Below are 20926 nucleotides of genomic sequence, written 5' to 3' on the forward strand. Positions count from 1 at the left end.
TGTGATCAGAGCTGTCAGGCACTTGAAAATCAGGGAGGAAACCATGCTGAAACACACCTTCACCGGCCTTGTTGCCGCTCTTGCCTTTGGAATATCTGCCGGGGCCGCGCAAGCGCGCGAACTGGCCTTTGCGGTGTTCATTCCCGCAGCGTCACCTACCGTTCAGGCGATTTATGAGCCCTGGGTGGAGTGGTTCAACGAGGAGGCCGCCGCAGACGGTGTCTCCATCCGCCTGTATGCGGGTGGCACCCTGGGCCGCAACCCGTTGGCACAGGCCGAGATGGTGCGCGACGGGGTGGCTGATATCACCCTGACCGTGCCCTCCTACACGCCGGGCGTTTACCCTGATTACGATATCTTTGAGCTGCCGGGCTTTGCCAATGACACGCGCGAAGGCTCGTTGGCCGCGCAGGAAATGCAGCGCGAGGGGCTGCTGCGCGGCTATGAGGACTTCCATGTCGTCGCCATGTATTCCTCTGGCAGCTACATGATCCATTCGCGCAACCCCGTCGCCTCGTTCGACGATATCGCGGGGCAGCGACTGCGCGTTGCGGGCCAGATCCAGACCGCCGTTGTCGAAGCGCTTGGCGGCGTGCCGCAAAACCTGGGCGCGGGTGAGATGGCCGAAAACATCGACCGCGGGCTGATCGACGGGGCGATGACCGATGCCTCTGTCGCACGCACCTTCCGGGTGACGGATGTCACGCAACATCACTATGACGCCAATCTGGGTGTGCTGGTCTTTGCCATCGTGATGAACCGCGCCACCTATGAGGGGCTGCCCGAGCGTGTCAAAGACCTGCTTGCACAAAGCGGTGATTTCATCGTGGCGCGCCAGATCGAAAGCTATGGGCCGGCGATTGAACGCAACCTTGCGGAATGGGAAGCAGACAGCGCGCGCACCCTCACCTACCCCAGTGACGATGACCGCGCCCGCATCGCGGCTGCCGTGCAGCCGGTGATCGACCAGGTCGCCGGTGCGGCCTCGCCCGGCCTGATTGAGGCGTATATGGCCAAGCTCGACGATATCCGCAGCCGCTGAGCCTGCGGGGGTCGGAGCCTTCCGGCCCCCCTGCCCCGCCACCCACAGCCCGGACTTCAAGGAGCGCAGCACAGTGGCACGCGTTGAACATTACATGCTTCTCGTTACCCGGGCAGCGGCCGTGCTGGGAGTTTTCTTCCTGCTGATGGTCGCCCTGCTGTCGGTCGCCGATATCATCGTGCGTGAAATTCAGGGCCGTCCGATCAGGGGCGCAAATGACATTGCGCGGCTTCTGACCATCATCGTCATTGCCGCCTGTTTCCCCGCCGGGCTGCTGGAGCGCCGACAGATCAAGGTCTCGCTGCTGGGCAGTCTTCTGCCGCCGCTGGCCAACCGCGCGCTTGAGGTGATGGGCGCGCTTCTGACCCTCCTGATGTTCGCCTTCATCGCGTATTACGTCACGCTCTATGCCCAGCGGGTCACCGCCAGCGCCGAATACACGATGGTGCTGAACGCCCCCATTGCGCCCTGGTGGTGGGCGGCCAGCGCCTGCTTCTGGGCCTGCATCCCGGCGCAGCTTTTCGTCATTGTCGCCGAAGCCCTTGGCCAGCCGCCCAGCCAGATCGAGGAATGATTCATGGAACCCTATGTCATCGGGCTGCTCGGCATGGTGCTGATGCTGGCCATGATTTTTCTGCATGTGCCCATCGGCGTGGCGATGGGGCTGGCGGGGGTGCTGACCTTTGGCCTGATCCGGGGCAGTTTCGGCCCGGCACTGACCCTCTTTGGCACCGAAACCGTGGGCAAGGTGGCCTCGATGGAGCTGGCGGTGGTGCCACTGTTCCTGTTGATGGGGGCGTTTGCCACGGTTGGCGGGTTATCCTCTGACCTCTATCGCATCGCCTATGCGCTGGTGGGGCATATGCGCGGCGGACTGGCGCTGGCTACAATCGGAGGTTGTGCTGGCTTTGGTGCGGTCTGCGGCTCCTCCATCGCGACGGCAACCACGATGACCCGCGTGGCCATGCCGGAGATGAACAAGCGCAACTATTCCGAGCGCCTGTCAACCGGCTCCATCGCCGCGGGCGGGACGCTGGGTATGCTGATCCCACCGTCAATCATTCTGGTGCTCTACGGCGTGCTGACCGAGCAATTCGTGAAAACCCTGTTCGTGGCGGCGCTGATCCCCGGGCTGATGGCGGTAGCGCTTTACGTCCTCACCATCTGGCTTCTGGTGCGCCGCAACCCCGAACTGGGGCCGCCGGGCGAAGAGCTGCCCTGGGCCGAAGTGGGCCGCGCGCTGGCCAATGGCTGGGCGGCGATCGTGCTGATGATCACGGTCACGGGCGGCATCTATGCCGGCATCTTCTCGGTCAATGAATCGGCGGCGGTGGGTGCGGTGATGGCCTTTGCGATCGCGCTCCTGCGCGGACGGCTGACGCTGAAAACCTTCTGGCTGGCGCTGCGCGATACGGCGGCCACCACCTCGATGATCTATCTGATGATTATCGGCGCCTCGATCTTCACCTATGCCGTGACGCTGTCAGGCCTGCCGGAGATCATCGTCAACGGCATCCGTGATACCGGCCTTCCGGGTATCTGGGTCGTGGTGCTTCTGATGCTGATGTACATCGTGCTGGGGTCGATCTTTGACACCATCTCGTCCATGGTCATCACCATTCCCTTCGTCTTCCCACTGATCGTCGGTTACGGGTTTGACCCCATCTGGTGGGGCATCCTGACCGTTATGGTGATCGAGATCGGTATGGTGACACCGCCCGTGGGGATGAATGTCTTCGTCATGAAGGCGATGCTGCCCAAGACAACCCTGCGGACGATCTATGCGGGCGTGATGCCGTTTCTGGCGGCTGATCTGGTGCGGCTGGCGCTGGTGATCGCCTTTCCCGCGCTGACGCTGGTGCTGGTGGATTTCTTCGCCCTGCCCCGCTGATACGCAGCCGCCCTCGCAGGCATTTCGTCAGCCCGGCGGCTGATCCGGATTGCCTGACGCCAGCGCCAGCGTCACGGCGGTGACGGCCACGATATCGGCCACGCTCGCCCCGCGGCTGAGATCGCTTATGGGCCGGGCGAATCCCTGCAGGATCGGCCCCAGCGCCTGCGCCCCGGCCAGTTCCTGCATCAGCTTGTAGGCGATATTGCCCGCGTCCAGTGACGGGAAGATCAGCACATTCGCATGCCCGCCCCTTTCACAGCCCTTGCGCGCGGCGATCAATGGGTTGAGCGCGGCATCACCCTGCACCGGACCCTGAACCGAAAGCCCCTCAGCGCGCAAAACCCCGGTCGCCGCGCGCACCAGATCAACCGAAGGCCCGGCGCCGGACGCGCCGGTGGAGAAGGACAGCAGCGCCAGCTCCGCGCGCCCGGTCAGGCTGAGCGCCGAACGGGCCGAGGCGCGCGCGATATCCGCCAGTTGCGCGGCATCCGGGGCAACGATCAGGCCACAATCGGCAAAGATCAGCTCACGGCCATCGGGCATGAGCATCACAAAAAAGCTTGAGGGGGTGGTGACACCGGGCGCCATGCCCACGGTCAGTTGCGCCGCCTCAATCACCCGCCGCGTGGGTGCCACGGCGCCTGCGACCATCACATCGGCCTCACCCGCCGCAACCATGGCAGCCGCGCGGATCAGGGGCTTTTCCAGCATCCTGAGCGCAAGCGCCGGTTTCAGCCCGGGGCGGGCGCGCAGCAGATGTCCGACATAGTTTTCGGCGGGACCGGCAGCACTGAGGGGAACGGGTTCGGCCAGCCCCTCACGGTGCAGGCGCGCTGCGGCTTCGGCTACGCGGGGATCATCCATCTCAGGCAGGACAACCCGCGCCCCGCGCCCGCGCGCCAGATCAAACGCACGCTCCAGAAGCGCCATGATGCCCCCATCCCTTTGGTTTCGCGCAATCTTGCCGATATGCCTGCAAGGGTCAATAGCGGCGGATCAGACCGCCCTGCCCCAGCCAATACGCGCCCACACTCGCTCATAAAGGAAGTAGGTTGCAAAGCCGGTTCCGGCATTGATCAGCGCGATGCCGCCGCCCGTAGCAAACGACCCGGTCAACGCCCATCCGACAGCGAGCATGACTGCCAGCCCCAGAAGCTGCCAGATCAGCGCTTTGGTCAGGGTGCGGCTGCGGGTTTCCATCTGTCCTCCGTCGGGTTGGGGACAAGGTGTAGCGCGCGCGCTGATTGTTGTGTATTCAGTGAGTGCGCAACTTTTCTGAACCAATGTTTTGTGAAAGCATCGTCTATGATAAAATACGACAAACGCGACCGCGCCAGCCTTTTCCGCAAGCGGCTGGCTCTGGCGATGGATGACGCCGGGGTGAACCAGTCTGTGCTCGCCCGTCAGGTGGGGGTGGATCGTTCAACCGTTTCGCAATTGCTGGCGCCGGGGCTTACCCGGCTGCCGAATGCGCAGGTGGTCGGGGAATGCGCGGTGGCGCTGGGGGTCAGCGCGGATTGGCTGCTGGGCCTCTCTGATCGCCCGGAACGCGCCGCCGATCTGCTGGCCGCGACCATGTCCATCACCGAGGCACCGCGCGCGCTGGTGGATGAACAGATCCTTGCCTGGCACCGGGAGGCGGCAGGTTACAAGATCAGGCATGTCCCGGCCACCCTGCCCGACATGTTCAAGATCCGCGCGATGCTGGAATGGGAATATGCTGACGCCCTGCAACGGACCACCGAACAGGCAATCGGCGCGTCCGAGGACTGGCTGCGCTGGATCAGGGAATCCGCCGGGGATTATGAGATGGCGATTGCCCGGCATGAGGTGGAAAGCTTTGCGCGGGGTGAGGGCTATTATAAGGGCTTACCTGTTGCAATACGGATGGCGCAGTTGGAGCATCTTGCCACGTTGAGCGAGCAGCTGTACCCGCGCCTGCGCATCTATCTGTTCGATGCCCGCCGGGTTTTCTCATCACCCGTGACCATCTTTGGCCCGCTGATTGCCACGCTTTATCTGGGTCGGCACTATCTGGCGTTCCGCGACCGGACACGGATTGCCGCCTTTACCGAGCATTTCGACTGGCTGGTGCGCGAGGCCGAGATCACCGCCCGCGCCCTGCCCGCTTTTCTGGACGGGCTGCGCGCGGAGATTGGCTGAGGCACTGCCCGCCTGAGAATTGTCCGCGGACAATTCTGCTGTTTCGTCTGTCCATGACTATGCCATAGCGGTACGACCGCCGCCTTCTCGCTGGATCGCAAGGCGCCGCACAAGGCGGAATGGGTCAAACCCTTCGCTGTTCCGCCCGCTGGTGAGAGAACGGAAATAGGCACCGGCGCGGCGGATGCGGTCATGAAACTGAACCATCGCCCAGATCGTCACAGCCGCCCGCATCGGGCCGATATTTGACTGGGCAGCGTGGTAATTCGCAGCATCAATGCCGATCATCGGTGCGAGTACCCGGGCATGGGCGATCACATCGTCAACCGATCTGACTTCTCTAAGCGAGAACTCGGCTGCCTCCGGGCAGGCGCTCACCAGTTGGGCGACCGTAAGTGCTTCTTCTTTCTTTTCAGTATTTTCTTTTATTGACCTCTGATGGTGCCGGACATTCTGGCCGTCGCTGGCGGACATTTCATTCGTTTGAGCCACTTGCGAAACGGTCTCGGCGGCTTGGGGCAGGGGGGGTGCGTCTGCGGGCGCTTCGGCCTGAACGGTATCGAGGCGGGCCAGCAAGGCTTCGCATTCCGTGAGAGAAAGCTTGCGCCGCAGTAATGTGGCGATCGCCAGCGCGCGGGGCGAGTCGGGATCAGCGGTCAGCATCTGATGGGCGGCGGCCCGCAGCTTGCAGCGCAGATAGGCGAGTTTCTCCTGCTCCTGGGCGGCGGCTGCTGCGAGCTGTGCCAGTTCCTGCAGCCGGGCAAAGAGCGGCGTGAGATCAAAGCCGAAGCGCAGGGCCTGCCCGTCCTGCGGGTTGCGCCGTGTGTAGCGCTTGCGGTTGGGGCTGTCGTGGCGCGCCAGCAACCCGCATTCAAGCAACTGAACCGCATGGCGCCGCAATGTCCGGTCCGAGATGCCGTTGCGGCGGAAAGCCAGCGTGGCGTTCGAGGCAAAGACGGTGTGGTGATTGCGTTTTGGCGCGAGGCACGACAGCATCGCCTCCAGCGTGGCGACGACCGGCGGCTTCAGGCCCAGCCTTGGCGCGGCCTTGCGCAGAAGGTCGATGACGATGTGACGTTCGGGCGGGGTGTTGTCCGCGGACAAAGAAACACCCTCCCGCTGCCCGAAGGGCGCGGAGGCTTGAATGAATGCCATGCTTTTCTCACGGCAACCTGATGGGGAAATGCCCCTTCACCACGCCTTTTCGAAAAAAAGACGCGTTTCACCGGCCAACCGAATCGGTTGGTGTTGACTGGAAGGGAGAAGCTGGTAAATCTGTAAGTGCTAAGAACAGACTGGGCTCTCCGGGGGTGACCTTGGGGGGCTCTTTCTTTTTCTGGCTGCTTTTCGTGCTCCTGTGTTCTGGGTTGGTTGTGGTCAGTCGGCCTTGTGCGCCGCGCGCCACGCATCATAGAGGCGCGACAGCTCTGCCCCGGCATTATCGCGCATCCAGCTGGCAAACTCCGGCGTGTCGGATTTCGACAGTTTCAGCGTCAGGGCGCGGGCGGTTTCACGGATCTCGGCCAGCGGTGTGCCGTCGGCATGCGTGACCGAGAGGGCAGGGGGGGCGGCCGGTGCTGCCTCGCGCAGACGGGCCGCCACCGCATCAGCAACACGCGCGAAACGGTCGTCCGAGGGCATGGAGGCGGCAAATTCCAGCGACGCGGCAAGCGCCGCAAGGTCGATGTCATGCGCGCGCGCGGTATCCGCAAGCTCCTCCCACCGGCGGCGCCCGATGCCATGGGCCGGGCCGATGCGCTGCACCACCGATGGCGGAATGGTCCGCGCAACCTTGTTCATGCGCGAGAGCATCGGCTTGTCAACGGCCAGCGCATCCATGATCACCGGCGGCTCATAACCCCCCTCAGTCAGTTCATGGGCAAAGAGCGCTTTCTCGATGAAGCTGGGATCAAGCCGCTGAGAGTTTTCCTGCCCCTGCGCCAGCACCGCTTCCTGATCAGAAAGCGCCCGCACCAGTGCCTTGGCGGGCTGGCCCAGAAGGCGCAAAGCATGAAGCCGCCTGCGCCCGTATACCACGCGGTAATGCCCCGGCCTCTCGGGCAGGGGTCGCACCATGATCGGCACCTGCTGGCCATGCGCGCGGATGCTTTCGGCCAGCGCGGCCACATCGGCATCTGAGATCGACAGCCGGTCTTTCGGCCCGCCATCATCGATCAGATCGGGCGCGATTTCCCGCACAGCATTGCTGGACAGATCCTTGAGCGTCGATTTCACACCACTCATCGCCCCGGTATTGGGAAAGCGCGGCTTCTCTGCCGGGGCAGCGCTGTCAGAGGGCGGGGGAGGGGGCTGGAAAAGATTTCGGCGTGCCATCAGTCAACCTCGCGGCCCCAGGCCTGTTGAATGGTCTTCTCGAACTCGTCCGCCACCCCGTTCACGCTTTCAAGAATGCGGTCGAGGGTTTTGCGCACAACCTGCGAAGGGTCGAGCTCATAGATGGTTTGCTGGGTCATCCCCGCGTCCGAGATGGCGGTGGACTTCAGCATCGGCGTGTTGAGCACCTGATCCAGCAGGATCGAGCGCAGGAACCCGGCCATCTGCGATTGGGGCACATCGGTCGGCTCATAGCGGGCGATCAGGAATTTCAGGAAATTCCAGTCGATAGGGCCGGTGACCTCTTCCAGTGTGCGGACAGTTTCTCCAGCCATTTCAAGGAATTGCGCCATTGACGCCACATCAAGCATGCTGGGCACCACGGTGATCAGCAGCCCCGATGAGGCCAGCAGCGCGGTCATGGTGGTAAAGCCAAGCTGCGGCGGGCAGTCGATGATCACCAGGTCATAATCGCCTTCGACCTCATCCAGCGCGATGGCGAGGCGCTGGGTGAAGGGCGGATCGATCTTGTGCTGAAGGGCATAGGCGGTCTCGGTCTCGTATTCCGAGAGCATGAGGCCGGCGGGTGCCAGATCCAGATTGTGGAAATAGGTCTTGCGCACCACGGCGCTCAGCGGCAGCGGGTCGTCATAGCGCAGGGCATCGTAGATGGTGCCGCTTTCCGCGAATTCGATCTCTGGCCGGTAGCCGAACATCGTGGTCAGGCTTGCCTGCGGGTCCATGTCGATCGCCAGAACGCGGTAGCCGCGCAGGGCATACCGCTGGGCCAGATGGATCGCCGTTGTGGTCTTGCTGGACCCGCCCTTGAAATTCACGATCGAGATGACCTGAAGCGCATCACCCTCGCGCCGGCCGGGGCGATAGGCCTCGCCGTTGCGCCCGGTGCGGGCCATGACCTGGCGGATCTGGTCGATCTCCTCGGCGGAATAGAGGCGGCGCCCGCGCGAGTCGGTCTCGACCTCGGGGAAGTCCCCTTCCTGATGCCGGGTGCGCAGGTTTGACATGCTGATGCCGGTCATCTCCGACACTTCGGAGGGCTGGAACTTGCGCAGCGTTTTCCGGCTATCCGGCTGGAAGCTGTTGCGCATATGATTGTTCAGCGCTTCGGACAGCCTTGCGGCATTCGCCGCAATGGATGCGGCAATCGAGCCTGAGACGGGTGTATCGCTTGTCGAATTCATGCTGCCCTCATGGCCTCTTGGTGGGCCATCTGTGTTTCGTCGCCAGAATGCGCGATTTTCGCGGTCTTGCGACAACAGAACAAATGACACGCAACTTCACGTCAGGCAATACTTTTTTGACACAATCAACTCTGGGGGCAGAAGCCAGGCGAGGAGCTTTCAGCCGCAACACATCATTAACAAGCTGAAAATTAAGCATTTATGTCAACCGGAGGGCCAAATGCCCGCCAGATGTAGTGCCCGTCTGCCTCAGGTCCGCTATCGCTGGGCAAAGCACAGGCTGGACGAATCGATGCTGCCATCGATTCTGCCGGTAAATCCCGTGGGATCAGAGCAATCCCAGTTTCTGCGCGCGCTCAAGCAGCATTTTCACCGAAGAAGGCTGCCAGGTGCTCCGCCCGCGCGGTGTGCGCTCGCGCATGGCTTCCAGCCGGTCGCAGATCGCCTGCAGCGTGATATCGGGATCGGCGCCCTTGATGGCGGCAACCAGCGCGGGAAGCCGGTCATCCGTGTCACTGCGCGGGGCGCGCGGCAGCACAGTGTCCGGCAGGAAGCCGTTGGCGACATAGGCTTTGACGGCGCGCAGCAGCCGGGATTGTGACCAGCGCCGGTCAGGGGGAAGCGGGGCATTGATCAGGCGCAGCACATCCTCCCACGGCATATCCGGCCGCAGACGGCGGACATGGGGCACCCATTCCGCCGCAGTGGCATTGAGGCGGTCCAGATAGCCGTCCTGCCGCGCCAGCCGCACCTTGCGCAACGCCGCCGGGTCACGCGCCCGCAACCCCGGATTGCCACCAATGCGGCCCTTGGTCCGTGCACTGACCAGCCCCGCTTTGGTGCGCTCGCGGATCAGGGCGCGTTCAAATTCCGCGGCAGCGCCCAGAACCTGCAAGGTGAACTTGCCCTGCGGGCTGGCGGTGTCGATCGGGTCTTGCAGCGAGCGGAAGAAGGCGCCTTTCGCCTCCAGCCGCTCTATCACTTCAAGCAGATGCGAGAGCGAGCGCGCCAGCCGGTCGATGCGCACCACCACCAGCGTATCGCCTTTGCGCACCCGCTCCAGCACCCGCGCCAGCACCGGCCGCGCGCGATTGCCGCCCGAGGCATGCTCTTCATGAATCTCCCCGCAACCCGCAGCCTGCAAGGCTTCGGACTGGGGCAGGGGGGTCTGATCGTCGGTAGAAACACGCGCGTAGCCGATGAGGGGCATGAAAAGGGCCGTTTTGCGATTTAGGGCGGAGTTAATAAACGACCGTTTGTAAACGGATGCAAGGGCAAGCGATAGCATTGCGTCGGTCGAATTCCCTTTGTTTCCGGCGCTGAGCGCGCTCAGCAAGTGAACGGCCGGGCGCGCGCAGCGTTTGAGTTAGGGGGTTAAGCAGTACGGAGCTATAACCTTCATGTAGTGAACATAATCGCTATATTATGATGATATGCCGAAATATAATCCATTATTTATAGGACGAATTCTGAATCGCGCCACCCTGTCGCTTTTGACCGGGAAGCCCGGATATCGCCGCTTCCCGCAGTGGCTGCGAAGATGACAGAGCAAGACTTTGGATCGCTGACAGGACCTGCCTGCGCGTTCTTTCTGGCGCTTCATACTCCGAGTGCAGCGCGTTCGGCGGGACTGAAGCCCCAGTCGGCCAGGGCGGAGGCTGCGCCTGCACCGGGAAGGGGGGGCGGCCCGGGCAGTTGTGGAGCGGCATCGCGGAAGCGGGGTGCGGGGTTCGGCTGCATCAGGCCGCCCGCCTCGGTGAACACGTCTCTGGCCAGGTTGTGCGGATGGCGCGGGGCTTCGTCGAGGTCCAGCACCGGGGCAAAGCACACATCGGTTCCCTCAAGCAGCGCGCACCATTCGGCGCGGCTGCGGGTGGCGATGATCGCTGCCAGTTCGGCGCGCAGGGTAGGCCATTCGGTGCGATCCTCGCGGCGGGTGCGCCAGTCTTCGGGCAGCCCGAGCAGGTCGCGCAGCAGGTCGAAGAACTGCGGCTCCAGCGGCGCAAGCGTGATCCATCCGCCATCGGCGCAGCGGTACACGCCATATTGCGGCGCGGCACCGTCAAGCCGGTTCGCCCCGCGCGCGTTTTCCCAGCGGCCGCGCGCGCGCTGACCATAAATGAAGCCCATCAGCGCGGCTGTCCCGTCGCAGATGGCCGCATCGACCACATCGCCGCGTCCGGTGACACGCGCGCGCAGAAGGCCGCAGGCAATGCCGAAGGCCAGCATCATGCCGCCGCCACCGAAATCCCCCAGAAGGTTGAGCGGCGGCACCGGGTCGCGCCCGGACTCGCCCATCGACCACAGCGCGCCAGAGAGGGCAATGTAGTTCAGGTCATGCCCGGCGGCCTGCGACAGCGGCCCCTGCTGGCCCCAGCCGGTCATGCGGCCATAGACCAGCGCGGGGTTGAGGGCATGGCAGGGTTCGGGCCCAAGGCCAAGCCGCTCCATCACGCCGGGACGGAACCCTTCGATCAGCGCATCGGCGCGGGCCACAAGCCGCAGCGCAACCGCGCGCCCCGCCTCCGTCTTCAGGTCCAGCACGACCGAGCGCCGCCCGCGCGAGACCACATCGGCGCCGGCGGTAGGGTCGGCGGGTCCGGGGCGGTCGATGCGCAGGATGTCGGCGCCCATGTCGGCCAGCATCATCCCCGCGAACGGGCCGGGCCCGATACCCGCAAACTCAACTATGCGTATTCCGTGAAGTGGCCCCATGTGTTTTCCCTTCCTGCCGGGCAATTTCGGATGAGACGGGCGGCGCGTGCCGTTCAGCCGGAAATCTCGGCCTGTCCGTTGTTCAGCACCACCAGATCACGCTCCAGAACCCGCGCGCGGAAGGAAACAACGGGGCCATCCCGCCACAGTTCGGTGCGGATTGTCTCGCCAGGGTAGACCGGACTTGAGAACCGAAGACGCAGCGACCCAAGCCGGCGCGGGTCATTGCCGCAGGCGGCGCGCAGGATCGCGTGACCCGCCACCCCAAGCGTGCAGAGCCCGTGCAGGATCGGTGCATGAAAGCCCGCGCTGGCGGCGACATCTGGGCTGGCATGCAGCGGGTTCGGATCGCCCGACAGGCGGTAGATCAGCGCGGCACTGGGCAGGGTCGGCAGGTCAACCACCTGATCGGCCTCGCGTATGGGCAGTGGATGGGGGGGCGGCGCCGCGTCCATTGTGCCACCACGGCCACCATCGCCTCGCGCAAAGCTGGTCGAGGTGAGGGTGGCTAGCTTTTCGCCCGTCGCCGCATCGGTGATGGTGCGCTCTGTGAAGATCAGCGCGCCCTTGCCCGCCCCCTTGTCCAGAACCCCCAGCACACGGGTGCGGCCAATGACCGTTGCGGCGGGCGGAAGCGGTTGGTGCAGCACCAGCCCCTGTTCGCCGTGCAGCACCTTCGCCCAGTCCACCCCGGTGCGCGGGTCGCGAAGCCAGAAACCGGGGCTTGCCAGCACCACGGCCATGGAGGGCACGGCCAGAAGGGCGGGCTCTTCGAAAACGAAGGGCAGGTCGGCGCGGTCCAGTGGATCAAGCCCGAAGCCCACGCCGAGCGCATAGAGGATTGAATCGCGGGTGGTGTAGCTTTGCGTCACATCCGCGAAATCCCAGTTCAGAACGGCCTCAAGATCAAGTGCCATCAGTACGGATCCCAGCAGAACACATCGGCAGAGCGTTCCAGCGGGGTGAGGGCCGGACCGAAGGCAGGCAGCGCATGATCGAGGATCGCTTCAGCTGTCCAGCCGTCACTCCGGCCAAGGCCGCGCGCCGGCCGGCTCTGGCTGAACAGGAACACCTCGTCACTGCGCACCGCAAAGACCTGACCCGTCACATGCTGCGCGCGGTCCGATGACAGCGCGGCCACAAGGGGCGCGACCTTGGCGGGGGTCATCCGCTTCATGCGCTCCACCCGGATCCGTTCGGCATCTGTCGTGGTGGGAATGGTGCCGATCAGCCGGCTCCAGGCGAAGGGGGCGATGGCGTTCGAAGTGACGTTGTAGCGTGCCATATCCAGCGCGATCGATCGTGACAGCCCCACAATCCCCAGCTTGGCGGCCGCATAATTGGCCTGTCCGAAGTTGCCAATCAGCCCCGAGGTCGAGGTCATGTGAATCATCCGGCCGGACTGCTGTTCGCGAAAATGGGTCGCAGCGGCGCGGGCCACGTTGAACGAGCCCTTCAGATGGACCGAAACCACCAGGTCCCAGTCTTCTTCGGTCATCTTGTGAAAGATCGAATCGCGCAGGATACCCGCGTTGTTCACCACGATGTCGATGCGGCCAAAGGTGTCCACCGCCTGATTGATCATGCCCTGCGCGGCCTTCATGTTGGCGACGCTGTCGGAATTTGCCGCTGCCTCGCCACCGGCCGCTCGGATTGCGGCGATCACCTCGTTGGCGGGTGCATCATCCTGCCCTTCGCCGCCGCCCGATCCGCCCAGATCGTTCACGACGACCTTTGCGCCCTGCTGCGCCAGCAGCAGCGCGATTTCGCGCCCCACCCCGCGCCCGGCGCCCGTGACCAGCGCGACCTTGCCGTCCAGAAGTTTGCTCTCGGCCATCTCTTGTCCCTCAGTTGTTTTTGACCCGGTTTCGTCTTGTCGGAAATTAATACACTTGCGGATGATCCACAAGTGTATTAATTTTTGAATCGAGCAGGCGCACCCGTCGCGCCGACATTTATGTGGAGAATGACCGGCCATGTTTCAGCGCACCTTGTTCGATTCAAGCCATGAAACATTCCGCCAGTCAGCGCGCCGCTTTGTCGAAGCCGAGATCGCCCCCTATCATGACCAGTGGGAACGCGATGGGCAGGTCAGCCGCGAAGCCTGGCAAAAAGCCGGAGAGGCCGGGTTTCTGTGTGCGGCGCTGCCCGAGGCCTATGGCGGTGCGGGGGCTGATTTCGTCTATTCCGCGATCATTCTGGAAGAGCTGTGCCGGGCGAATGCGATGGGGCCGGGCTTTACGCTGCATTCCGATATCGTCGCGCCCTATATCCTGCACTACGGCACAGAAGAGCAGAGGCGCCGCTGGCTGCCCGACATGGCCGCGGGCCGCAAGATCGGCGCCATCGCCATGACCGAACCTTCAGGCGGTTCGGATGTGCAGAGCATCAAGACCCATGCCGTGCGCGATGGCGACGAGTGGGTGCTTAGCGGTCAGAAGGTTTTCATCACCAACGGCCTTTTGTGCGATCTGGTGATTGTTGCCTGCAAGACCGATCCGTCACAGGCTGCCAGGGGGATGAGCCTGCTGGTTGTCGAGGCGGGGATGGAGGGCTTTCGCAAGGGCCGCAAGCTTGAAAAGATCGGCTGGAAAGCGCAGGACACGGCCGAGCTGTTCTTTGACGAGGTGCGGGTACCAGTCGCAAACATGATCGGCGCCGAGGGGCGCGGTTTCGTCCAGTTGATGGAGCAGTTGCCGCAGGAGCGGTTGATTCAGGCGATCCGTTGCTGCGCGACCATGGAGGCCGCGCTCGAATGGACGCTGGCCTATGTCACGGACCGCAAGGCATTCGGCCGCAACCTGTCCGATTTCCAGAACACCCGTTTCAAGCTGGCCGAAGCGCGTGCCGAGGTTCAGATGATGCGCGTCTTCACCGACCATTGCATCGACATGCATATGCGCCATGAACTGGATTCGACCGACGCTGCAATGGCCAAGATGCTGGCCTCCGAAATGCAGAGCAGGGTGCTGGACGCGCTGCTTCAGATGTTCGGCGGTTATGGCTACATGTGGGAATATCCGATCGCGCGTGCCTGGGCTGACAGCCGCATGGCGCGGATTGCCGGCGGCACCGGCGAAATCATGCGCGAGATCATCGGGCGTTCCATGACGGGCCGGAAATGAGCCGCGCGCAACTCGGGAAGGGGGGCGCATGACCCTTGCAACGCCCCGCGTCAGCACCGGCTTCAACCGGCATATGGGAATAGAGCTGACCGAATGGTCCGCCGAGGGCGCGGTGGGGCACATGCTGTTGCACCCCGAGATGCTCAACAGCAATGACATGGTGCATGGCGGCGTCTTCATGACACTGCTGGATTTTGGTTGCGGCATCGCCGGGTGCTATGTGCCACCCGGCACGCCGCCCAGGCGCTGTGTCACGCTCAGCCTGACCACGAACTTTCTGGCATCGGCACGTGAAGGGGAACTGACCGTCCGGGCAAGGCGCACGGGCGGCGGCAAGAGGGTGTTCTTTGCCGAAGCCGGAGTGAGCGACGCGGCGGGCCGGGTGCTTGCCACGGCGACAGGTGCCTTTCGCTATATCGCGTCCCAGGACCGGGGCGACACCAGTCAACCGCCCACTGACAGGGCGTCAACGGAGGACATGCAATGACGACGGGACTGATCGCGCATGGCGCCTGGCTGCCGCGCGCCCGCCTGCAGCGCGCCGAGATCGCCCATGCCCACGCCTGGGTTGCGCCGGGGCTGAAGGGGCTGGCAAAGGGTGAGCGGACCATGGCCAACTGGGACGAAGACGCGGTGACCATGGCCGTCGAGGCGGTGCGAGACGCGCTGGGGGGGCTTGACCCGGCAGGGCTTGGCGGAGTCTGGATGGCATCGACCAGCTTTCCGTTCCTTGACCGGCAGAATGTCGGGATCGTGGCCGATGCGCTGGCGCTGCCCCGGGAAATCATCACGCTTGATCTGGCATCTTCGCAGCGCTCGGGCACGGCGGCTTTGGCGGTGGCGCTGCGGTCGGCGGGCGGGTTTGACAAACCGCTGGTTGTCGTCGCTGCCGAGCGCAGCAGGGCCAAGGCCGCAAGCACCCAGGAAATGACCCGCGGTGACGGGGCGGCGGCGTTTGTCGTCGGGCAGGGCGAAGGGGTCGTTGCGCGCCTGCTTGGCCAGCGCAGTGACGCAGTGGATTTCGTCGATCACTTTCGCGGCGAGGGCGCTCAGTTCGATTATAGCTGGGAAGAGCGCTGGGTGCGCGACGAAGGCTATCTGAAGATCGTGCCTGAAACCCTGCGCGGACTGTTCGCGCAGACCGGCGCAGACCCCGCAAGCATCGGGCATTTCGTGTTTCCCGTGGCCGCGCGGCGGGTGGCCGGGCAGATCGCCAAAGCTGTGGGTATCCCTGAGGGGGCGGTGGTAGACAACCTTCAGGCCACGGTGGGTGAGACGGGCTGCGCGCACCCGCTTCTGATGCTCGCCGGGGTGCTGGAGCGCGCGCGGCCGGGTGAAAGGATTCTGGTCGCCGGTTTCGGGCAGGGATGCGATGCGCTTCTGTTCGAGGTGACAGAAGCGATCGACCGCCTGCCGCCCCGCGCCGGGCTTTCCGGCGCGCTGGCGGGGCGGCGCGAGGAACGGCGCTATGCGCGCTACCTTGCGTTCAATGACCTGCTCAAGATGGAATACGGCATCCGTTCCGAAGTGGACAAACAGACCGGGCTTTCGACACTCTATCGCAACAAGGCAATGTCGCAGGCGCTGATCGGCGGGCGGTGCATCGCCTGCGGCACGCCGCAGTTTCCGGCGAGCCGCATCTGCGTGAACCCCAATTGCGGCGCCGTCGACAGCCAGGAGCCGCACCGCTTTGCCGACACGCCCGCGACAATCAACTCGTTCACCGCCGACCGGCTGACCTATACCCCTGACCCGCCCCAGTATTTCGGCATGGTCCAGTTTGCGGGCGGCGGGCGGATGATGGCGGATTTCACCGATATCGACCCCGATGCCGACCTGCAGGTCGGCCAGCCGATGAAGATGGTGTTCCGCGTCAAGGACTATGACCCAAGGCGCGGCTTTCGCCGCTATTTCTGGAAGGCAACCCCGGTGCAAAGCGTTGCAGCGCAGGCGGAAGGAGACTGACATGGCTTCAGGCATCAAGGACAAGGTCGCCATCCTTGGCATGGGTTGTTCGCGCTTCGGCGAGCGCTGGAATGACAATGCCGAAGACCTGATGGTAGAGGCCTTTGTTGAGGCCATCGCCGATGCGGGGATCGACAAAAGCCGGATCGAGGCCGCCTGGCTGGGCACCGGCATCGAAGAGCAGCATGTGGGCAAGTCGGCGGTGCCGCTTTCAACCGGCCTGCGGCTGCCCAACATTCCGGTGACGCGGGTTGAAAACTATTGCGCGTCGGGCACCGAGGCGTTCCGCGGCGCGGTCTATGCGGTGGCCTCGGGGGCCTGCGATGTGGCGCTGGCACTGGGCGTCGAGAAGCTCAAGGATACTGGCTACGGCGGCTTGCCGCAGCGCAACCGGGGTTCAGTCAACGATCTGTTCTGGGCCAATGCCTCGGCGCCGGGGTCGTTTGCGCAACTTGCCACCGCCTATCGGGCCAAGCACGGGGTCTCGGCCATCGATCTCAAGCGGGCTATCGCGCATGTTTCGGTGAAAAGCCATGCCAACGGGGCGAAGAACCCCAAGGCCCATCTGCGCAACATCATCACCGAAGAGACGGTGATGAACGCCCCCATCATTGCCGAGCCGCTGGGGCTGTATGACTGCTGCGGCGTGTCAGACGGTGCGGCCTGCGCGATCGTCACCACGCCTGAGATTGCGAGGGCACTGGGCAAGGCTGACATCCTCTCGGTCAAGGCGTTGCAACTTGCGGTGTCCAATGGATTTGAAGCGCAATACAACGGATGGGACGGCAGCCATTTTGTCACCACCCGTGTAGCTGCACAGCGTGCTTACAAGGAGGCGGGTATTACCCGCCCGCGCGACCAGCTCAGTCTGATCGAGGTGCATGACTGTTTTTCGGTAACCGAACTTGTGACCATGGAAGATCTGTTCATCTCGGCCGAGGGACAGGCCGTGACGGATGTGATGGATGGCTTCTATGATGCCGATGGAACAATGCCCTGCCAGATCGACGGCGGCCTGAAGTGCTTCGGCCATCCGATCGGCGCCTCGGGGTTGCGGATGATCTATGAGATGTATCTGCAGCTTCTGGGCCGGGCGGGAGAGCGCCAGCGCGCTAAGGAACCCTCGCTGTGCCTGACCCACAATCTGGGCGGCTTTCCGCATCAGAATGTCTGCGCGCTGTCGATCATCGGCCGGCTTGGTGTTTGATATGGAAAGGAAAACTGACATGAGCGATCTGTTGATCGGGCGCGAGGGGGATGTGCTGACGCTCACCTTCAACCGTCCTGAGCGCCTCAACGCGCTGTCAAACCCGATGCGCGAGGGGCTGTTGCAGGCCCTGCGCGATGAGCTTGTCACCCCCTCGGCGCGGGCGGTGGTGCTGGTGGGGGCGGGGCGCGGCTTTTGTTCGGGGGCAGATCTGGACCCGACGACGATACTTGCCCGGCGCGGCAAGGTCGCGGGTCAGATGATGGCGGGCATCAATCCGATCATCCGGCTGCTGCGGGAAATACCGCTGCCGGTGGTCGCCGCAGTGAACGGTCCGGCGGCGGGCGTCGGCTTTTCACTGGCACTTGCCGCCGATCTGATTGTGGCCGGGCGCTGTGCCCGTTTTTCGCTCACCTTCTCGCGGATTGGTGCTTCGCCCGACGGGGGCGCGCTCTATGCGCTCTCGCGTCGGATTGGTGAGGCGCGCACGATGCAGCTGGCGCTGTCCGCCACCTCATTGACCGGCGATGAAGCCCATGCACTGGGCCTTGTAAGCGAACTTGCCGATGAGGGCGCGGCGCTGTCTGCCGCGATGGCGCTGGCCCACAAGCTGGCCGCCGGGCCCACCGTTTCGTTTTCGATGATCAAGCGGCAGATCCTTGCTGCCGCGGGCTCATCACTGGATGATGCCTTGCGGCTGGAGACCATGTGCCAGGACACGGCCTTCAACTCGGCCGATTTCGAAGAGGGGGTGCGCGCCTTCAATGAAAAGCGCAAGCCCGTTTTCCGAGGGAAATGATGATGGTGCACAGCGTGGTCTCGGGCGCGCGGCAGGTTCCCGGCGCGGCGGTCCTGGATGACGCGCGCAGGCTAGCCACGCGGTTGCGGGCGGCGGATGTGGGGCAGGGCGACCGCGTCGTGCTTCTGATGCGCAATGACATCACCTTTGTGACCGGCACGCTTGCGGCCACGGCCCTTGGCGCGGTGGCGGTGCCAGTCAACTGGCATTTCACTGCGCGCGAGGTCGCCTATGTGATCGACGATTGCGATGCGAAGGCGCTGATTATTCATGCCGACCTTCTGCACCGCCTTGGCCCGCAGTTTCCCCCGGGCCTGCTGGACCGGCGCCTTGTGATCGCTGTCGATGTGCCCGAGGACATTGCCGCCGCCTGCCACATCCCCCCTGAGGACTGCCGCCCGCCCGCCGGTTCAGAGACGCTGTCTGAGGTCATTGCCTCCTGTTCCCCCTGGGACGGCGAAACGCCCCCGCCCTCAATGGCGATGCTCTATACGTCGGGGACGACTGGCAACCCCAAGGGCGTGCTGCGCCTTGGCCCTTCAACCCCGAACCGGCAGGGCTACAACGGCATTTTCGATGCCGGAGCGCGCGTGCTGTTGCCAACGCCGCTCTATCATTCGGCCCCCAACCGTTTTGCGGTGATGACCTTTCACGAGAAGGGTACGCTGGTGCTGATGCCGCGCTTTGATCCTGAAGAAACGCTGCGGCTGATCGAGCGCCACCACATCACCACCATGTTCATAGTGCCGACGATGTTTGTGCGCCTTCTCAAGCTGCCGGAGGCGGTGAGGGTGCGTCATGATCTGTCGTCGCTGCGTCATGTCGTTTGTGCCGGGGCACCCTGTCCGCCCGAGGTCAAGCGCGCGATTCTCGACTGGTGGGGCCCGTGCATCTACGAGTTCTACGGCAGCACCGAGACCGGCGCGATGACCTGGGCCACGCCTGCGGATGCCCGCGAGCGGCCCGGCACCGTAGGCCGCGCCTTGCCCTCGGCGCGACTGATGATCCTTGATGACGCCGGAAACCCCTGCCCGCCGGGCGTTCCGGGCGAGATTTACGGGCATCTTTCGACGATGGCCGAGTTTACCTACCATAAATGCCCCGAAGGCCGCGCGGCGATCGAACGCAACGGGCTCATCACTTCGGGTGACGTGGGTTACCTTGATGCGGACGGCTACCTGTTTCTGTCGGATCGCAAGCGCGACATGATTATCGTCGGGGGCGTCAATATTTACCCCGCGCAGATCGAGGCAGTGATCCTTGAGTGCCCCGACGTGCTTGACGTAGCGGTATTCGGCGTCCCTGACGAGGATCTGGGCGAGATCGTCTGCGCGGTCATCGCACCCGAACCGGGGCGGGCGCTGACCGAGGCGGCACTTCGCGATTTCCTTGCCGGAAAGCTGGCAAAATACATGCAGCCGCGCCGGATCGTCCTCGACCCGGATATGCCGCGCGATGCCTCGGGCAAGGTCTACAAGCGCAAACTGCGCGAGAAATACTGGACGGGCGCGGGCCGCAGCATCTGACCGGCGGCAAGTGCGGGGCGCGGCAATCCCGCGCCCGCCCTGGCCTCAGCTTGCACGCCCGAGCATTGTAAAGCGGTCAAGGTGGTGATCTGCATCGCCGAACCGTGCATCGGCCGCGAGAAGCCGGCGTGCAAGCACCCCCAGCCCGTATTCCTGCGTCAACCCGATGCCGCCATGCATCTGAATCGCCTCTTCGGCCACCAGTCGGGCGGTTTCGCCCACTGTGACCTTGGCGGCACTCACATGGCGCTCGCGCAGCATCGGTTGTGCATCAAGGTGATCCGCCAGATTGGCCACCGCCGAGCGCGCGCCCTCGGCGTCGATCACCAGGTCCGCCAGACGGTGCGCCAGCGCCTGAAAGGTGCCGATCGGTTGGCCGAATTGCCGGCGGGTGCGCAGATGTTCCGTTGTCATGTCCAGCACGCGGGTGATGGTGCCGACCGCATCGGCACAGACGGCCAGCACTGCCGCGGCAAGGGGCCTGTCCAGAAGGTCATGCCCGCCCAGCCGCTGCCCCGGCACCTCGTCAAGCGCGATGTCGGCGCCGCGCCCGCCATCCATAAGGCTGTAGCCCCGGCGCGACAGCCCCGGCGCATCTCCCGCCACAAGATAGAGCCCCGCCACCCCGTCATCATCGGCGGCAGTCACGATCAGCCAGTCGGCATCTTCACCGCCAACCACAGGCGATTTTTCCCCACGCAGCAGCCAGCCGTCGCCCTGCTTGCAGGCGCGGGTGTTGGTGATGGGGTCATAGCGCGCGCCCGGTTCGATATCGGCAAGCGCCGCGTGGGCGCGGCCCGCCACCAGCGCGGCGACGAGCGCTTCGTGACCTCCGGCAGCCACGAGCACGCCCGCACCCAGAAGAACCGAGTCAATCATCGGCACCACCGCCCCGGCCCGCCCGATTTCCTCGGCAACAAGGGCGATATCGGCGCCGGTGCCCCCCATGCCGCC

20 protein-coding genes are annotated in these 20926 nt (G+C 64.2%); 10 read left to right on the top strand and 10 right to left on the bottom strand.

Going from position 1 to position 20926, the window contains the following annotated elements; translation table 11 throughout:
• Positions 1 to 43: 43 nt before the first annotated feature.
• The 3 genes from V7Q53_RS00925 to V7Q53_RS00935 all read left to right on the top strand — a co-directional run bounded on the left by V7Q53_RS00925 (position 44) and on the right by V7Q53_RS00935 (position 2933).
• Complete coding sequence (locus tag V7Q53_RS00925) at positions 44 to 1042, top strand: TRAP transporter substrate-binding protein (RefSeq protein WP_333826479.1); 999 nt, start codon at positions 44 to 46, stop codon at positions 1040 to 1042.
• 73 nt (positions 1043 to 1115) lie between these two features.
• Entirely contained in the window at positions 1116 to 1616 is a 501-nt protein-coding gene (locus V7Q53_RS00930) for a TRAP transporter small permease (RefSeq protein WP_333826480.1), read from the top strand.
• 3 nt (positions 1617 to 1619) lie between these two features.
• A complete protein-coding gene (locus V7Q53_RS00935; protein WP_333826481.1) occupies positions 1620 to 2933 on the top strand; it encodes a TRAP transporter large permease in 1314 nt (437 codons plus the stop codon).
• A 27-nt stretch (positions 2934 to 2960) separates the two neighbouring features.
• On the opposite strand, the gene V7Q53_RS00940 is transcribed toward V7Q53_RS00935, so the two are convergent.
• Both V7Q53_RS00940 and V7Q53_RS00945 read right to left on the bottom strand, forming a co-directional pair.
• Positions 2961 to 3866: a phosphate acyltransferase gene (locus V7Q53_RS00940; protein WP_333826482.1), complete on the bottom strand. Its 906-nt coding sequence runs from the start codon at positions 3864 to 3866 to the stop codon at positions 2961 to 2963.
• A 66-nt stretch (positions 3867 to 3932) separates the two neighbouring features.
• Complete coding sequence (locus V7Q53_RS00945; RefSeq protein ID WP_333826483.1) at positions 3933 to 4136, bottom strand: DUF2061 domain-containing protein; 204 nt, start codon at positions 4134 to 4136, stop codon at positions 3933 to 3935.
• 105 nt (positions 4137 to 4241) lie between these two features.
• Between V7Q53_RS00945 and V7Q53_RS00950 the strand changes: the two genes are divergently transcribed.
• Positions 4242 to 5099 carry a helix-turn-helix domain-containing protein gene (locus V7Q53_RS00950; RefSeq protein WP_333826484.1) on the top strand — a complete coding sequence of 286 codons (858 nt, stop codon included), beginning with the start codon at positions 4242 to 4244 and terminating at the stop codon, positions 5097 to 5099.
• A 57-nt stretch (positions 5100 to 5156) separates the two neighbouring features.
• Here V7Q53_RS00950 and repC read toward each other — a convergent pair whose 3' ends face one another.
• The 7 genes from repC to V7Q53_RS00985 all read right to left on the bottom strand — a co-directional run bounded on the left by repC (position 5157) and on the right by V7Q53_RS00985 (position 13187).
• On the bottom strand, positions 5157 to 6203 hold the full coding sequence (gene repC, locus V7Q53_RS00955) for a plasmid replication protein RepC (RefSeq protein WP_333826485.1): 1047 nt from the start codon (positions 6201 to 6203) through the stop codon (positions 5157 to 5159).
• Positions 6204 to 6476: 273 nt separating this feature from the next.
• On the bottom strand, positions 6477 to 7433 hold the full coding sequence (gene repB, locus V7Q53_RS00960; RefSeq protein WP_333826486.1) for a plasmid partitioning protein RepB: 957 nt from the start codon (positions 7431 to 7433) through the stop codon (positions 6477 to 6479).
• Positions 7433 to 8635: a plasmid partitioning protein RepA gene (gene repA, locus V7Q53_RS00965; protein WP_333826487.1), complete on the bottom strand. Its 1203-nt coding sequence runs from the start codon at positions 8633 to 8635 to the stop codon at positions 7433 to 7435. The genes repB and repA overlap by 1 nt, the downstream gene beginning before the upstream one ends.
• A gap of 328 nt (positions 8636 to 8963) precedes the next feature.
• Complete coding sequence (locus tag V7Q53_RS00970) at positions 8964 to 9845, bottom strand: recombinase family protein (protein WP_333826488.1); 882 nt, start codon at positions 9843 to 9845, stop codon at positions 8964 to 8966.
• A 389-nt stretch (positions 9846 to 10234) separates the two neighbouring features.
• Positions 10235 to 11350: a CaiB/BaiF CoA transferase family protein gene (locus V7Q53_RS00975; RefSeq protein WP_333826489.1), complete on the bottom strand. Its 1116-nt coding sequence runs from the start codon at positions 11348 to 11350 to the stop codon at positions 10235 to 10237.
• Between the two features lie 53 nt (positions 11351 to 11403).
• A complete protein-coding gene (locus V7Q53_RS00980; RefSeq protein WP_333826490.1) occupies positions 11404 to 12267 on the bottom strand; it encodes a MaoC/PaaZ C-terminal domain-containing protein in 864 nt (287 codons plus the stop codon).
• Positions 12267 to 13187, bottom strand: a complete 921-nt coding sequence (locus V7Q53_RS00985; RefSeq protein WP_333826491.1) for an SDR family NAD(P)-dependent oxidoreductase — start codon at positions 13185 to 13187, stop codon at positions 12267 to 12269. Before V7Q53_RS00985 ends, V7Q53_RS00980 begins: the two co-directional genes overlap by 1 nt.
• A 139-nt stretch (positions 13188 to 13326) precedes the next feature.
• On the opposite strand from V7Q53_RS00985, the gene V7Q53_RS00990 reads away from it, so the two are divergent.
• Genes V7Q53_RS00990 through V7Q53_RS01015 form a run of 6 tightly spaced genes read left to right on the top strand, consistent with a single transcriptional unit; the run spans position 13327 to position 19972 of the window.
• Entirely contained in the window at positions 13327 to 14475 is a 1149-nt protein-coding gene (locus V7Q53_RS00990) for an acyl-CoA dehydrogenase family protein (RefSeq protein ID WP_333826492.1), read from the top strand.
• A gap of 28 nt (positions 14476 to 14503) precedes the next feature.
• On the top strand, positions 14504 to 14962 hold the full coding sequence (locus V7Q53_RS00995; protein WP_333826493.1) for a PaaI family thioesterase: 459 nt from the start codon (positions 14504 to 14506) through the stop codon (positions 14960 to 14962).
• Positions 14959 to 16440: a hydroxymethylglutaryl-CoA synthase family protein gene (locus V7Q53_RS01000; protein WP_333826494.1), complete on the top strand. Its 1482-nt coding sequence runs from the start codon at positions 14959 to 14961 to the stop codon at positions 16438 to 16440. The genes V7Q53_RS00995 and V7Q53_RS01000 overlap by 4 nt, the downstream gene beginning before the upstream one ends.
• 1 nt (position 16441) lies before the next feature.
• Positions 16442 to 17647 (top strand): acetyl-CoA acetyltransferase, encoded by a 1206-nt coding sequence (locus V7Q53_RS01005; RefSeq protein ID WP_333826495.1) that lies wholly within the window; start codon positions 16442 to 16444, stop codon positions 17645 to 17647.
• Between the two features lie 19 nt (positions 17648 to 17666).
• On the top strand, positions 17667 to 18446 hold the full coding sequence (locus V7Q53_RS01010) for an enoyl-CoA hydratase/isomerase family protein (protein ID WP_333826496.1): 780 nt from the start codon (positions 17667 to 17669) through the stop codon (positions 18444 to 18446).
• A complete protein-coding gene (locus V7Q53_RS01015) occupies positions 18446 to 19972 on the top strand; it encodes an AMP-binding protein (RefSeq protein ID WP_333826497.1) in 1527 nt (508 codons plus the stop codon). Before V7Q53_RS01010 ends, V7Q53_RS01015 begins: the two co-directional genes overlap by 1 nt.
• 45 nt (positions 19973 to 20017) lie before the next feature.
• On the opposite strand, the gene V7Q53_RS01020 is transcribed toward V7Q53_RS01015, so the two are convergent.
• The coding region (locus V7Q53_RS01020) for an acyl-CoA dehydrogenase family protein (protein ID WP_333826498.1) at positions 20018 to 20926 on the bottom strand (909 nt) is incomplete at its 5' end.

It is taken from the genome of Pararhodobacter sp. (genome assembly GCF_036802785.1).
Taxonomy (GTDB): domain Bacteria; phylum Pseudomonadota; class Alphaproteobacteria; order Rhodobacterales; family Rhodobacteraceae; genus Pararhodobacter.

Bases quoted from the DNA above. Each gene is read 5' to 3' on its own strand.
- V7Q53_RS00935 (WP_333826481.1), top strand. From the start codon at position 1,620: ATGGAACCCTATGTCATCGGGCTGCTCGGCATGGTGCTGATGCTGGCC.
- V7Q53_RS00925 (WP_333826479.1), top strand. From the start codon at position 44: ATGCTGAAACACACCTTCACCGGCCTTGTTGCCGCTCTTGCCTTTGGA.
- V7Q53_RS00985 (WP_333826491.1), bottom strand. From the start codon at position 13,187: ATGGCCGAGAGCAAACTTCTGGACGGCAAGGTCGCGCTGGTCACGGGC.
- V7Q53_RS00995 (WP_333826493.1), top strand. From the start codon at position 14,504: ATGACCCTTGCAACGCCCCGCGTCAGCACCGGCTTCAACCGGCATATG.
- V7Q53_RS00945 (WP_333826483.1), bottom strand. From the start codon at position 4,136: ATGGAAACCCGCAGCCGCACCCTGACCAAAGCGCTGATCTGGCAGCTT.
- V7Q53_RS00950 (WP_333826484.1), top strand. From the start codon at position 4,242: ATGATAAAATACGACAAACGCGACCGCGCCAGCCTTTTCCGCAAGCGG.
- V7Q53_RS01015 (WP_333826497.1), top strand. From the start codon at position 18,446: ATGATGGTGCACAGCGTGGTCTCGGGCGCGCGGCAGGTTCCCGGCGCG.
- repA (WP_333826487.1), bottom strand. From the start codon at position 8,635: ATGAATTCGACAAGCGATACACCCGTCTCAGGCTCGATTGCCGCATCC.
- V7Q53_RS00990 (WP_333826492.1), top strand. From the start codon at position 13,327: ATGTTTCAGCGCACCTTGTTCGATTCAAGCCATGAAACATTCCGCCAG.
- V7Q53_RS00940 (WP_333826482.1), bottom strand. From the start codon at position 3,866: ATGGCGCTTCTGGAGCGTGCGTTTGATCTGGCGCGCGGGCGCGGGGCG.
- V7Q53_RS01000 (WP_333826494.1), top strand. From the start codon at position 14,959: ATGACGACGGGACTGATCGCGCATGGCGCCTGGCTGCCGCGCGCCCGC.
- V7Q53_RS01010 (WP_333826496.1), top strand. From the start codon at position 17,667: ATGAGCGATCTGTTGATCGGGCGCGAGGGGGATGTGCTGACGCTCACC.
- repB (WP_333826486.1), bottom strand. From the start codon at position 7,433: ATGGCACGCCGAAATCTTTTCCAGCCCCCTCCCCCGCCCTCTGACAGC.
- V7Q53_RS00980 (WP_333826490.1), bottom strand. From the start codon at position 12,267: ATGGCACTTGATCTTGAGGCCGTTCTGAACTGGGATTTCGCGGATGTG.
- V7Q53_RS00975 (WP_333826489.1), bottom strand. From the start codon at position 11,350: ATGGGGCCACTTCACGGAATACGCATAGTTGAGTTTGCGGGTATCGGG.
- V7Q53_RS01005 (WP_333826495.1), top strand. From the start codon at position 16,442: ATGGCTTCAGGCATCAAGGACAAGGTCGCCATCCTTGGCATGGGTTGT.
- V7Q53_RS00970 (WP_333826488.1), bottom strand. From the start codon at position 9,845: ATGCCCCTCATCGGCTACGCGCGTGTTTCTACCGACGATCAGACCCCC.